The sequence below is a fragment of the Actinacidiphila polyblastidii genome (assembly GCF_036353415.1).
In the GTDB taxonomy this organism is placed as follows: domain Bacteria; phylum Actinomycetota; class Actinomycetes; order Streptomycetales; family Streptomycetaceae; genus Actinacidiphila; species Actinacidiphila polyblastidii.
Genome location: NZ_JAZEWV010000016.1, coordinates 61923 through 75577, shown reverse-complemented (window position 1 = coordinate 75577; position 13655 = coordinate 61923). Strand labels below are relative to the sequence as shown.

The 13655-nt window shown below is 73.0% G+C and carries 10 protein-coding genes and 1 tRNA gene; 5 read left to right on the top strand and 6 right to left on the bottom strand.

All coding sequences use genetic code 11. The features are described 5' to 3' along the window. Window positions 1–13: 13 nt before the first annotated feature. Entirely contained in the window at window positions 14–910 is an 897-nt protein-coding gene (locus V2S66_RS20205) for a Bax inhibitor-1/YccA family protein (protein ID WP_330797288.1), read from the bottom strand. Between the two features lie 199 nt (window positions 911–1109). Here V2S66_RS20205 and V2S66_RS20200 point away from each other — a divergent pair, with 199 nt between their 5' ends. Next, on the top strand, window positions 1110–1979 hold the full coding sequence (locus tag V2S66_RS20200; protein WP_330797334.1) for a bifunctional DNA primase/polymerase: 870 nt from the start codon (window positions 1110–1112) through the stop codon (window positions 1977–1979). A gap of 16 nt (window positions 1980–1995) precedes the next feature. On the opposite strand, the gene V2S66_RS20195 is transcribed toward V2S66_RS20200, so the two are convergent. The 4 genes from V2S66_RS20195 to V2S66_RS20180 all read right to left on the bottom strand — a co-directional run bounded on the left by V2S66_RS20195 (window position 1996) and on the right by V2S66_RS20180 (window position 6646). Next, window positions 1996–2079, bottom strand: a tRNA-Leu gene (locus tag V2S66_RS20195). A 215-nt stretch (window positions 2080–2294) separates the two neighbouring features. After that, window positions 2295–3617, bottom strand: coding sequence for a cyclopropane-fatty-acyl-phospholipid synthase family protein (locus V2S66_RS20190; protein WP_330797287.1), 1323 nt, complete (start codon window positions 3615–3617; stop codon window positions 2295–2297). Window positions 3618–3829: 212 nt separating this feature from the next. Next, complete coding sequence (locus V2S66_RS20185) at window positions 3830–5236, bottom strand: NAD(P)/FAD-dependent oxidoreductase (protein WP_330797286.1); 1407 nt, start codon at window positions 5234–5236, stop codon at window positions 3830–3832. A gap of 372 nt (window positions 5237–5608) precedes the next feature. Then, entirely contained in the window at window positions 5609–6646 is a 1038-nt protein-coding gene (locus V2S66_RS20180; protein WP_330797285.1) for an SGNH/GDSL hydrolase family protein, read from the bottom strand. 187 nt (window positions 6647–6833) lie between these two features. Here V2S66_RS20180 and V2S66_RS20175 point away from each other — a divergent pair, with 187 nt between their 5' ends. Further along, the gene (locus tag V2S66_RS20175) at window positions 6834–8222 is read left to right on the top strand and encodes a cystathionine beta-synthase (protein ID WP_330797284.1); all 1389 of its coding nucleotides are present in this window, start codon (window positions 6834–6836) and stop codon (window positions 8220–8222) included. 471 nt (window positions 8223–8693) lie between these two features. Here the strand turns inward: V2S66_RS20175 and V2S66_RS20170 are convergent, their stop codons facing one another. Next, complete coding sequence (locus V2S66_RS20170; protein WP_330797283.1) at window positions 8694–9113, bottom strand: hypothetical protein; 420 nt, start codon at window positions 9111–9113, stop codon at window positions 8694–8696. A gap of 89 nt (window positions 9114–9202) precedes the next feature. Between V2S66_RS20170 and V2S66_RS20165 the strand changes: the two genes are divergently transcribed. The 3 genes from V2S66_RS20165 to V2S66_RS20155 all read left to right on the top strand — a co-directional run bounded on the left by V2S66_RS20165 (window position 9203) and on the right by V2S66_RS20155 (window position 13634). Continuing rightward, window positions 9203–10549 (top strand): AMP-binding protein, encoded by a 1347-nt coding sequence (locus V2S66_RS20165; protein ID WP_330797282.1) that lies wholly within the window; start codon window positions 9203–9205, stop codon window positions 10547–10549. Between the two features lie 180 nt (window positions 10550–10729). Next, entirely contained in the window at window positions 10730–12889 is a 2160-nt protein-coding gene (locus tag V2S66_RS20160) for an MMPL family transporter (protein WP_330797281.1), read from the top strand. 256 nt (window positions 12890–13145) lie between these two features. After that, window positions 13146–13634, top strand: coding sequence for a hypothetical protein (locus V2S66_RS20155; protein WP_330797280.1), 489 nt, complete (start codon window positions 13146–13148; stop codon window positions 13632–13634). The last annotated feature ends 21 nt before the right edge of the window (window positions 13635–13655 follow it).

Here is a 13655-nt window from a genome sequence, read left to right as displayed (position 1 = left end):
GCGGCCGGGCGGGTCAGTCGCGCAGGATCGCGATCAGCCGCAGCAGCTCCAGGTAGATCCACACCAGGGAGAGCGTCAGGCCGAACGCGGCCAGCCACGACTCGCGCTGGGGCGCGCCGCCCCGGATGCCGTCCTCGATCTGCCGGAAGTCCAGCGACAGGAAGAACGCGCCGAGGCAGACGCCGAGCAGGCAGAAGACGATGCCCAGGCCGCCGGTGGCCAGGCCCAGGCCGTTGCCGGCGCCGAAGGCGGCGAAGAGCAGGTTGACGGCCAGGGCGAGGACGAAGCCGATGGCGACGGCCATGCCGATCCGCTGGTAGCGGGCGGTGACGCGGATGATCCGCGCCTTGTAGGCGAAGAGCATGCCGGCGAAGACCGCCACCGTGCCCAGCACCGCCTGCACCGGCGCGCCCTGCCACGCCTCGTTGTAGAAGCGGCTGAGCACGCCGAGGAACAGGCCCTCGAAGATCGCGTAGCCGAGGATCAGCGCGGGCACCGGGGTGCGCTTGAACGCCTGGATCATCGCGAGCACGAAGGCGACCAGCGCCGCGCCGTAGGCGACGCCGATCTGGTCCTTCAGGCCGAACCAGCCGATCGCCACGCCGACCACGACCGTGCCCAGCGTCATCGCGGTGCGCATGACGACGTCGTCCATCGTCATCCGGCCGGTCTGCGCGGGCCCGGCGGCCGGCCCGGCGTACATCTCCTCCATCTGCTGCGGAGTGAGGGGCTGCCGGTCGTAGGGGTTGCGGGGGGCCTGGGCGTACGGATTCCCGCCGGCCTGCCCGTATCCGGCCGCTCCCGGCGCCGCGCCCTGGGGCGTGCCGCCCGTGCCGCCCGAACCGAAGCCGGCGTACCCGGCGTCCTGGGTGAAACCCCGCCTGCTGAAGACCGGGTTGCTGCTCCTCATGTCACTCCTCCATGGCCGCAGACTGCGACAAGTCCCTCAAGGGTAATGGGTTGGCAAAAACGCTGCGGTACGCCCGAAGGATGATCTTCCCCCGTGCGGGTGGTTGACGGGTATCACGCTGGACGCTGTCGGTGCGTCGCGGTATCACTGAGGAGTGGAGACGAACGCACGTTCGAACATCGGCATCAGGGAGCAGGCCATGCCACGCCCCGACCACACCCGTGCGCTGCACGCGGCTCTGCTCACCGCCGCGCGCGGACTGCCCGTCATCCCGCTGTCCCGGACCAAGCTGCCCGCCGTCCGCTCGCCGCACCGGGGCGAGACCGGCGCCACCGCCTGCCGCGGCGCCTGCGGACGCCCCGGCCACGGCGTCCATGACGCCACCACCGACCCGGCCCTGATCCGTGCGCTGTTCGCGCTGGCGCCGTGGGCGACCGGCTACGGCATCGCGTGCGGGGTGCCGCCCGCGCACCTGGTCGGGGTCGACCTCGACGTCAAGCACGGCGCGGACGGGGTGGGCGCACTGCACGCACTGGCTGAAACGCACGGTTTCGCCGTCCCGCAAACGGTTACCGTGCTCACCCCCAGCGGCGGCCGCCACCTGTGGTTCACCGCGCCGGGCCCGGTGCCCAACTCGGCCGGCCGGCTCGCCCCCGGCATCGACATACGCGGCGCCGGCGGCTACGTGGTGGGCCCCGGCTCGCGCACGGTCGCCGGACGCTATCTGCTGGCCCCCGGCTCCACCGGGCACCCGCTCGCGCCGGTGCCCGAGGCGCTGCTGCGGCTGGCCGCCCCGCCGCCCGCGCCACCGCGCCCGCCCGAGCAGGAGGCGCCCCGGCACCCGGCCGAGAAACGGGCCGCCGGCCTGGTCAGGTTCGTGCTGGATTCACGCGAAGGAGAGCGCAACGGGCGGCTGTTCTGGGCGGCCTGCCGCGCCTACGACGCGGGGTTCGGCGAGGCGCTCGCGCCGGCCCTGGTGACCGCGGCGGTGCACACCGGGCTGAGTGAGCGGGAGGCGGCCGCAACCGTGGCGTCCGCGGGCCGCCTCCGGGCGTCCGCAGAGCCCTGAAAAAGGGCCCTGGGAGTGCCCGGAGCCGGACTTGAACCGGCACGCCCACCGAGGGGCAGCGAGGTTTAAGCTCGCCGTGTCTGCGTTCCACCATCCGGGCCGGCGGGGCGCAGAGAAAAGCGTATCCGTGTCGGGCGTCGTGAACAGGACGCCTCTGTTGCCATGTTGTCTTATTTTAGGGGTTACTGACGGAGCATCAGCCGTGCTCCGGGCCTCCTGCCGCACCACAGGAGCCGTTCGCCTCGGCGGCGACCCTCACGCACAAGTGACGTGAAATCGCTCTCCGCAACCGCGCGCCGCGCGCCGGGCGGCCCGTCAGGACAGCCAGCCGGTCCTGGTCGGGGGCAACCCTGACCTCCCGTCGGGCGCCGTGCGGACCGCGAGCACCTGGTTGACGCCGATCCGGTTCCGCTCGAACGACACCGCGGACGCGGCCATGTAGAGCCGCCACACCCGGGCCCGGCCCGGCGAGGTCGCGGCCGCCGCCTCCTTCCAGGCGCCCTCCAGGTTGCCCACCCACGCCCGCAGCGTGCGCGCGTAGTGCTCGCGCAGCGCCTCGACGTCCCGCACCTCGAACCCGGCCTCCTCCAGCCGGGCGACGGTCACGCCGATCGGCGCCAGCTCCCCGTCGGGAAAGACGTAGCGGTCGATGAACTCGTCGACGTGGTAGGCATCCTCGTCGCGCAGCGGCCGCCGCCCGATCTGGTGGTTGAGCAGCCGGCCGCCGGGCTGGAGCAGGGCGTACAGGTCGCGCGCGTACTCCAGATAGCGTTCGCCGCCGACGTGCTCGGCCATGCCGATCGACGAGATCGCGTCGTAGGGGCCGTCCCTGACGTCCCGGTAGTCCTGCACCCGGATCTCGATCCGGTCGGTCAGCCCGGCCTCCGCGACCCGCTTGCGGGCGAAGGCGGCCTGCGCGGTGGACAGCGTGACGCCGGTGGCGCGCACCCCGTAGTGCGTGGCGGCGTGCAGCACCATCGAGCCCCAGCCGCAGCCGACGTCCAGCAGCCGCATGCCCTCGCGCAGCCCCAGCTTGCGGCAGACCAGGTCGAGCTTCGCCCACTGGGCCTGCTCCAGGGTGGTGTCCTCGGCGGGCCACAGCGCGCACGAGTAGACCATGGACGGGCCGAGCACCAGGGCGTAGAAGTCGTTGCCCACATCGTAGTGGTGGGCGATCGCCGCCTTGTCGCGGCGCTTGGTGTGCGCGATGCCGGTGCGGCGGCGCAGCTCCTCCGGCGGTGGCGCGGGCGGCAGCCCGGCGCCCGCGAGGGACAGCGCGCGGCGCACCAGCCGGTAGCTGTCCGGATCGCGCAGCACCCCGGCGGCCCTGCGCAGGGTGCGCGCCGCGGAGGCCGGCGCGTCGGGCTCGTCGCGGTCCCAGAACAGCCCGGAGAGTAGGTCGAGCGCCGCGTAGAGGTCGCCGTCCACGTCGAGGTCGCCGGCCACCCAGGCGCGGGCCAGGCCCAGTTCGCCGGGCCGCCAGAGCAGCCGGCGCAGTGCGCGGCGCCGGCGCAGGACGAGTACGGGGGCGCCGGGCGGCCCGGCCTCGCTGCCGTCCCAGGCGCGCACGCGCAGCGGGAACGGCGACGAGAGGGCGTGTTCGGCGAGTTCGAGGATGCGATGAGCCGCGTCAGCCATGGTGCTGAGCGTACGACCGGAAATCGCCGCTGACACGTACATTTACGTTGGACGTACACGTAGTTGCCGGACGGCCGGCCGGGCCGGTCCGCCGCGGCTCCCGGCAGCGGCCGGCGCGCGGGTGCGGGAACGCCGAGAGGGCGCCCGCACCACGGATGGCGGGCGCCCTCTCGGCGTGTTGCACAGGCCCTGCGGGGCCGGTCGGGCAGGCGTCAGGACGCGGCGGCCTTCTCGGCGGGCTTGGCGGTCCGCTGCTCGGCGGGCTGCGCGGGCAGTGCGGCCTGCTGCGGCACCGGAGCCGGGCGGGCGGCCTCGTAGAACTCCTCGCGGGGGTTCTCGATCGCGCCGAGCGAGACGACCTCGCGCTTGAGGAACATCCCCAGCGTCCAGTCCGCGAAGACCCGGATCTTGCGGTTCCAGGTCGGCACCGCCATGCCGTGGTAGCCGCGGTGCATGTACCAGGCGATCCGGCCCTTGAGCTTGATCCTGGTCTTGCCGACGACGATCATCGCGACGCCCTTGTGCAGGCCCAGGCCGGCGACCGCACCCTTGTTGGCGTGCTTGTACTGCGCCTGCGGGAAGCCCCGCATGCCGGACACCACGTTGTCGCCGAGGACCTTGGCCTGGCGCAGCGCGTGCTGGGCGTTCGGCGGGCACCAGGCGCCCTCGCCCGCGGCGAGGTCGGGGATCTGGGCGTTGTCGCCGGCGGCCCAGATGTAGTCGGTGCCCTGCACCTGCAGGGTCGCCGCGGTGTCCACGTGGCCGCGCGGGCCCAGCGGCAGGCCGAAGCGGGCCAGCGCCGGGTTGGGCTTCACGCCGGCCGTCCACACGATGGTGGAGGCGTCGACCTCGAGCCCGTTGGCGAGCACCACGTGCTTGTCGACGCACGACGCCATCGACGTGCTGAGGTAGACCTCGATGCCCCGCTCCTGCAGGTGCTCCAGGCCCCACTTGCCGAGCTGCGGGCCGACCTCGGGGAGGATCTTGTCCGCGGCGTCCACGAGGATGAAGCGCATGTCCTCGCGCTTGACGTTCGGGTAGTACGTCGCGGCGTCGCGGGCCATGTCCTCGACCTCGCCTATGGTCTCCGCACCGGCGAAGCCGCCGCCGACGAAGACGAAGGTGAGCGCCTTGCGGCGGATCTCCTCGTCGGTCGTGGAGTCGGCCTTGTCGAGCTGCTCCAGGACGTGGTTGCGCAGGCCGATGGCCTCCTCGACGCCCTTCATCCCGATGCCGTTCTCGGCCAGGCCGGGGATCGGGAAGGTGCGGGAGACCGCGCCGAGCGCGATCACCAGGTAGTCGAAGGGCAGCTCGTAGGACTCGCCGACGAGCGGCTCGACCGAGGCGACCTTGCGGTCCTGGTCGATGGTGGTGACCCGCCCGGTGAGCACCTCCGCCCCGGGGAGCACGCGTCGCAGCGGGACGACGACATGCCGCGGGGAGATGCTGCCAGCTGCGGTTTCGGGGAGGAAGGGCTGGTACGTCATGTACGAGCGCGGGTCGACGACCGTGACGGTCGCCTCGCCGTACCGCATCTTCTTCATGATGCGGCGCGCCGCGTACAGGCCGACGTAACCGCCGCCTACTACGAGGATCCGTGGACGCTCCGTGGTGCTCATGCCTCGATTATGGAGCACGGTCAGGGGGGTCCCTCGTGAGCCCCTTCACAAGGTACTGGACACCGTCTGCTACACTGCGCGACCCCACGAGCCGGGGCCGGGGGGCCGGTGCGGCGCTCCGTGCGCCTCCTGTTCTTATACACGGCCCTGAGCAGCGTCGATCGGCCGCCGCGGGCTCCGTTCGACCGCCTGTGCGGGGCGCCGGGGCCACCGACCCGCCAGGGAATGAAGGGCAATTGGCGTGCCGCGCCTGGGAAAGTCGGGTCCGCCGCCGGGAACTTCATGTGAAGAGCTTCACAAACTTTTTCCGCGGCCCGCGATACGGACGCCTCGTCCACCCCTCGCGGGCCGCTCACCAGCGGCGACGCTCCCTCAGCTGAGCGCGGTCGAGCCGCCGACCTGGGTCTGCTCAGGCTCCGGCTCCTCCTCCAGCGGACGCCGCCGGCGCCGCTTCAGCAGCGCCCAGCGCCCGCGGGGGCCGCCGCCCGCATGCGCGGCCGCCACCTCCGTGCCGCCCTCGGACGCCGCCGCCACGGCCGCCTGGTCGACCGGCAGGAAGCCCTCGCCGCGCCGCGCGTCCGGCCGCTCGTCCGCCTCGGGCCACAGCCCCAGCGCGGCGCACAGCGTGGGCAGCACCGCCATCGCGGCCGTCGCGTACCCCTCCGCCGACGGGTGGAAGTTGTCCGGGCCGAACAGCTCCCGCGGCCGCGCCTCGAACTCCGGGCCGAGCAGGTCGCCCAGCGACACCGTGCGGGCGCCCAGCCCCACCACGGCGATGGTCTGCGCGGCCGCCAGCTGCCGGCTCGCCCGCCGGGCCAGCCAGCGCAGCGGCTGGTACACCGGCTCCACCGAGCCGAGGTCGGGGCAGGTGCCCACCACGACCTCCACACCGGCGTCCCGCAGCCGCCGCACCGCGTCCGACAGCAGCCGCACCGAGGCCGCCAGCGGCATCCGGTGCGTCACGTCGTTGGCCCCGATCATCACCACCACGACGTCCGGCGCCGGCACCGAGGAGTCCAGCAGCAGCGCGACCTGCCGGGCCAGGTCGTCCGACTGCGCGCCGGGCTGCGCCACGTTCACCAGCTTCACCGGGCGCTCGGCCACCGCCGCGAGCCCCGACGCCAGCAGCGCCCCCGGCGTCTCCCGCGCCCGGTGCACGCCCTGGCCCGCGGCCGTGGAGTCGCCCAGGAAGCCCAGCCGCAGCGCGGGCTCGTCCGTGCGGTGCGCGAACGCGGAGCCGTACCGGCCGTCCGCCCGCGGCGGCGTGCCCTCGGAGCCGCCCACCACCCGCTTGGCCATCCGCACCTCGGTCAGCAGCAGTCCGACCGCGGCGCCGCCCAGCAGGCTGATACCGCCGCCGCCGAACGCCGCCGCGGTCGCGATCCGCCGTGCCACTCTCACCCTCGACATCGAGCCGGCCACCTCCACTGCACTTGCTTCGCCCCGTGAGCCGCACCCGCTGGTACGTACACCAAGGTGTTGCCCCGCGAGACGCTTCCAGCAACGTCAACGGCCACCGCGCCGCCGACGTTTCGTGCGGCCCGCCGAAGGCACCAATAGGCTGGTCGCACCATCTCGGAGAACCCGGAGACACACGGTGCAGTTTCACGACTCGATGATCAGCCTCGTCGGCAACACCCCGCTGGTGCGGCTCCACAGCGTGACCGAGGGAATCCAGGCGACCGTCCTGGCCAAGGTCGAGTACTTCAACCCGGGCGGTTCGGTGAAGGACCGGATCGCGCTGCGCATGATCGAGGCCGCGGAACGCAGCGGCGAACTCAAGCCCGGCGGCACCATCGTCGAGCCCACCTCGGGCAACACCGGCGTCGGCCTGGCCCTTGTCGCCCAGCGCAAGGGGTACCACTGCATCTTCGTCTGCCCGGACAAGGTGTCCATGGACAAGATCAACGTGCTGCGCGCCTACGGCGCCGACGTCGTCGTCTGCCCGACCGCCGTCGACCCCGAGCACCCCGACTCGTACTACAACGTGTCCGACCGGCTGGTCCGCGAGACCCCCAACGCCTGGAAGCCCGACCAGTACAGCAACCCGAACAACCCGCTGTCCCACTACGAGTCCACCGGGCCGGAGCTGTGGCAGCAGACCGAGGGCCGGATCACCCACTTCGTGGCGGGCGTCGGCACCGGCGGCACCATCTCCGGCACCGGCCGCTACCTCAAGGAGGCCAGCGAGGGCCGCGTCCAGGTGATCGGCGCCGACCCCGAGGGCTCCGTCTACAGCGGCGGCTCCGGCCGCCCCTACCTCGTCGAGGGCGTCGGCGAGGACTTCTGGCCCACCGCGTACGACCGGGACGTGGCCGACGAGATCGTCGCCGTCTCCGACAAGGACTCCTTCCAGATGACCCGCAGGCTGGCCCGCGAGGAGGGCCTGCTCGTCGGCGGCTCCTGCGGGATGGCCGTCGCCGCCGCGCTGAAGGTCGCCGAGCCGCTCGGACCCGACGACGTGGTCGTCGTGCTGCTGCCGGACAGCGGCCGCGGCTACCTGTCGAAGATCTTCAGCGACGAGTGGATGAGCTCGCACGGCTTCCTCGACGAGGGCGGCGCCGAGGCCCGCGTGGCCGACGTCCTCGCCGACAAGCAGGGCGCCATCCCGAACCTGGTGCACATGCACCCCGACGAGACGGTCGGCCAGGCCATCGAGGTGCTGCGCGAGTACGGCGTCTCGCAGATGCCCGTGGTCAAGCCCGGCGCGGGCCACCCCGACGTGATGGCCGCGGAGGTCACCGGCTCCGTCGTCGAGCGCGACCTGCTGGACGCGCTGTTCAGCAAGCGCGCCACCCTCGACGACCCGCTCGACAAGCACCTGTCGCCGCCGCTGCCGCAGGTCGGCTCCGGCGAGCCGGTCAGCGGTCTGATGGCCGTGCTGGAGCGCGCCGACGCCGCCATCGTGCTGGTGGAGGGCAAGCCCACCGGCGTGGTCAGCCGGCAGGACCTGCTGTCCTTCCTCGCAGGTCACGGCGGGGCCTGAGGCGGCTCACCGGCCCCGGCCGGCCGCCTCGGGCGGTGCGGATGGTGCGGGCGGCAGGATTCGCGGAACTGGTACACCCGCGACACGTCCGCGCAGCACGCGCTTAACAAGCGTCCGGCACATTTGGTGATGTCGCACCGGGCGGAGGGACTCGAACCGCCGGCCGGAGCGGCACACCGAAACGGCACCAGGGCTTCCGGAGCGGCTCCCGGACTCCATGGTCGCCTCGGACGCGCCGGCCCGGCCCTGACCCGGCCCGCGTCCTCGCGGGAACCGCCGTCGTCCCGCCCTCCGAGTCTGCTCGGGGGTGCGGCGGTTCCCGCGCAAACACCTTCTGTGTCTCTCGCGCGTCCTTCGCGTTCTCCCGCCTCCGGCCCTTTCGGCACCGGAGGCCCTTCGGCGCCCTCACCGGCGCGCCCGGCTGGCGTCCGTTGCCCTTCAGGGCCGTGCGGCGCCGGGCCGCGGCCCGGGTCAGGACCAGTCGTCCCGGTCGGGCTTCTCCTTGGGGGCGAGGAAGCCGGTGAGGCTCTGGGCCACGTTGACGCCGACGATGCCCGCCCAGGTGATGAAGAGTCCGCCGGTGCCGGCGTTGACCGCGGCGATGGCCGACAGCGGGATCGCGAGCACCAGGGTGACGCCGGCGAACCCGTAGCGGGCGAAGCGCGGGCTCGGCGACGGCGGGCCGATGGGGCGGCGGTCGGCGCGGGCGAACGACGTCTGCTGCTGGGCGAGTTCGCGGCGCACCCGCTGCTCGACGCGGCTGTCGACGCGCTCGTTCACCTTTTCCATGAACGAGTCGACCAGTTCCGACTCGTACTCCGCTCCGAGGTCCTTGCGGGCCTGCAGGGTGGCGGAGAGATCCTTGTTGAGTTCCGGGTCGCGGGCGTCCATGGGCTCACCGTAGGAGGAGCGGGGCGTGGGCGACACTGGGGATAGCCCCCGACTTCCCCGGGGGCCTGCCGTCCCCCAGGAGGATCGCCATGCCCGACGCGCCCGTGCTCACCGCCCTGCACGGCGGCGCGGCCGGCGACGGCGCGGACCGGCCGGACGCGGTGACCGTCGACGGCCGTTCCTGCTCGTACGAGGAGCTGCTCGGCGCGGCCGGAGCGGTGGCGCGGCGGGCGGCCGGCACCAAGGCGTTCGTGGTGGAGGCCACGGCGAGCCTGGAGACCGTCGCGGCGGTCGTCGGCGGCCTGCTCGCGGGCGTGCCCGCCGTACCGCTGGCGCCCGACTCCGGCCCCGCGGAGCGCGAGCACATCCTGCGCGACTCGGGCGCGGAGGCGCTGCCGGTGGACTTCGCGGAGCGCGCCGACTTCCCCGGCGCGCCCGCCGGGGACGCCGCGCTGGTCCTCTACACCTCCGGCACCACCGGGCCGCCCAAGGGCGTGGTGCTCAGCCGGGCCGCCGTCGCCGCGGACCTCGACGCGCTCGCCGACGCCTGGCAGTGGACCGCGCAGGACACCCTGGTGCACGGCCTGCCGCTGTTCCACGTGCACGGACTCGTGCTGGGCGTGCTCGGCGCGCTGCGCCACGGCAGCCGCCTGGTGCACACCGGCCGCCCGACGCCCGGCGCCTACGCCGCCGCCGGCGGCAGCCTCTACTTCGGGGTGCCGACCGTGTGGCACCGGGTGGTACGCGACGAGGCCGCGGCGCGGGCGCTGTCCGGGGCGCGGCTGCTGGTGTCGGGCAGCGCGCCGCTGCCCGCGCCGGTCTTCCACGGCATGCAGGAGCTGACCGGGCAGCAGCCGGTCGAGCGCTACGGCATGACCGAGACCCTGATCACGCTGAGCGCCCGCGCGGACGGCCCGCGGCTGCCGGGGGCCGTCGGCACGCCGCTGCCGGGCGTCACGACCCGCATCGAGCAGTCCGCGGACGGCATCGGCGAGCTGCAGCTGCGCAGCCCGACGCTGTTCGAGGGGTACCTGGGCCGGCCGGACGCCACGGCGGCCTCCTACACCGCGGACGGCTGGTTCCGCACCGGCGACATCGCCTCGGTCGACGCGGACGGCACCCACCGGATCGTGGGCCGGGCCTCCACCGACCTGATCAAGTCCGGCGGCTACCGGATCGGGGCGGGCGAGGTGGAGAACGCGCTGCTCGCCCATCCGGCGGTACGCGAGGCGGCGGTGGTCGGGGCAGCGCACGCCGACCTCGGACAGGAGATCGTCGCCTATGTGGTGGCCGACGGGGTCACCGGCGAGGAGCTGACGGATTTCGTCGCCTCGCTGCTGTCGGTGCACAAGCGTCCGCGCCGCGTCCGATTCCTGGCCGAACTGCCGCGCAACGCCATGGGCAAGCCACAAAAACGGTTGCTCCCCCCGGCGTGACGGGATAGGCGTAGGGGGTCCTGGCGGACCCGGGGGCTTCCGCTTGCCGGGCGGCAAGTAAGCTCTGGGTTCGCAAGTCCACCCCCCACCGGACGTCCCCTGTGGCCGTCCGGGTCGCCGATACCCGGGAACCGCTCCAAAGGGTGGCGGTGATACGTCCTGCCATGGAGGCAGCACCGCATGTTCCACCGCATCGGACGCACCGTCGTCCGCCATCCCGTATGGACGATCGTCGCGTGGGTGATCGCCGCCGTCGCGATCATCGCCACCGCGCCGAGCCTGCCGTCCAACAGTGACGAGAGCAGCTTCCTGCCGAGCAGCTACGAGTCGATCAAGGCGATGAACGTGCAGGAGAAGGCCTTTCCCCAGGCCTTCACGCCCGCCGCGATCGTCCTCTTCGAGCGCACCGACGGCGCCCCCATGACCGCGGCGGACAAGACGGACGTCGCGAAGATCACCAAGGAGCTGGGCGCCAAGAAGATCGACCAGGTCCAGTCGATCGTCGCGGGCAAGCCGTCCAAGGACGGCAAGTACGACACCGCCCTGGTGCAGATGGACAAGAAGTCGGCGGGTCAGCCCAAGCAGGCCGACGCCGCCAAGGCGCTGCGCACCGACTCCACCGCGCTCGCCGCCGGCACCCGTCTGAAGGTGCAGGTCGGCGGCCAGGCGGCGCAGAACCTCGACCAGCAGGACGCGGGCAAGACCTCGGACGCGGTCGCGCTGATCGGTTCGCTGCTGATCATCATCGCCACCCTGTCGATCATCTTCCGCTCTCCGCTGGTGGCGGTGATGCCGCTGGTGCTGCTGGTCGGCGTGGTCTTCACGGTCGCCAACGCGCTGATCGCCGACGCCACGAAGATCTTCGGACTCCAGGCGAACAGCTCGATCTCGGCGCTGCTGATCGTGGTGGTGCTCGGCGTCGGCACCGACTACTTCCTGTTCCTGATGTTCCGCTACCGGGAGCGGCTGCGGGCCGGCGACGAACCCAAGGAGGCGATGATCAACAGCGTCGCCAGGGTCGGCGAGGCCATCGCCTCCGCCGCCGGCGCCGTCATCATCGCCTTCTGCGCACTGGCCCTGTCCACGCTCGGCTTCCTCACCCAGCTCGGCCCGGCCCTGGCGATCCTGGTCGCCGTCACCCTGGTCGCCGGCCTGACGCTGTTCCCGGCCATCTGCTCGCTGATCCCGCCGCGGGCGCTGTTCTGGCCCGGCAAGAAGTGGCGCGACGAGCCGTCCGGCACCCGCTACGCGTCCATCGGCCGCCTCGTCGGCAACAAGCCCGCCCTGGTGGCGGTCGTCTCCGGCGCGGTCATGCTGGTCCTGGCGCTCGGCACCTTCGGCTACAAGGCGTCCTACGACCTGGCGTCGGGCTCCATCCCGAAGTCCAAGGAGTCGATGGTCGTCCAGGACACCCTGACCAAGGCGTACTCGGCCGGCGCCGCGGAGCCGACCAACGTCTACCTCACCAGCACCGACGGCAAGCCGCTCGGCGTCGACTTCGGCGGCTACGCGCAGAAGCTGCGCGGCGCGGACGGCGTGGACAGCGTCGCCTTCGACCAGGCCACCGACGTCAACAAGGCCGGCACCACCGCGAACTTCACCGTCACCCTCAAGTACGAGGCGGCCACCGACCAGGCCATCGCCGCGGTCGGCGACATCCGCACCGTCGCCCACGACAACGCGCCGCCCGGCACGGAGGCCCTGGTCGGCGGCTCGTCGTCGATCTTCAAGGACATCAACGCGGCCGTGAACCACGACTACCGCACGGTCTTCCCGGTCGCCGCGATCCTGATCATGGTGATCCTCGGACTGCTGCTGCGCAGCGTGGTGGCGCCCTGGTACCTCATCGCGTCCGTGGGCCTCGGCTTCGGCGCGACGCTCGGCGCCACGGTGTGGATCTTCGGTCGCGGCGACGGGCTGATCTTCCTGCTGCCGATCATCATGTACCTGTTCGTGGTGGCGATCGGCACGGACTACAACATCCTGATGATCGCCCGGCTCAGGGAAGAGGCCAGAGAGGGCCGGCAGCCGCGCGAGGCCGCCGCCGAGGCCCTCAAGCACGCGGGTCCGACGATCGGCGCGGCCGGCTTCATCCTGGCCGCGACCTTCGGGACGCTGATGCTCTCCGGCAACGACTTCCTCACCGAGATGGGCTTCGCCGTCGCCTTCGGCATCCTGGTCGCCGCGTTCGTGATGGCGATGTTCTTCACGCCGAGCCTCACCGCGCTGATCGGGCACGCCGCCTGGTGGCCCGGACACGCGGACCGCGCGGCGCAGCCGCAGCCGGCGGCCGAGGGCGGCCCGCGCGGCCGCGAACTGGACGAGACGCGGCAGCGGTAGCGGCAGCCGCGAGGCGGACGCGGACCGTCGTGGAGGCGGCCGTCGCGACCGCGGACGGGGCGTGAACGGGACCGCACGGATGGCCGTTTGACCGGCTGGCCGGAGTTGTCCACAGGGGCCGGACAGGTGTCGATCACCTGTCCGGCCCTTCGGCTACGCTGGCGGAGCAGTCAGTGATCAACGGGGACGAAACGGGACGTACGGCTCGCGGGCGCTCGTCGGGAGCGCGCCGGACCGTGCGGGTACGGGGGCGGTGATGGGGGACGTGACAGGTCTCGCGGAGAGCGGGACGCCAGGGGCTTCCGGCGGATCGGCGAGCGCGGCCGCCGAACCGGAACGGCCGCTGCCGCCGACGGCCGCATGGCGGCGGCGCGTGCTGCTCGCGCCGGGGCTCGCGCTGCTCGGTGCGGTGCTGGTGGTCGCCACCGCACTGCTGGACGACCGCCACGGCAAGCGGGCGTCGGCGCTGTGCCACCATCTGCCGGTGCCGTGGACGCTGTTCGCGCTGGCGTGGGCGTCGCTGCTGTGCGGGGCGGCGGCGAGCGCCCTGTGCGCCCTGCTCCTGCGTGCGGCGCGACGCGAGGGACGGCGCGGTACCGAGTCCTGGCAGGGGACGCTCGCGGTCTGCATATGCGTGGCGGGCGCCCTGCCCCTGCTCTTCGAGGCGACGGCGGTCTACGGGGTGCACGCCGAGGCCGGCGAGGCGTACTGGAGCTGCGCGGGCGCGAGCGCCCTGCTGGGCTGACGCCGGGCGGGAGGCCGGGTC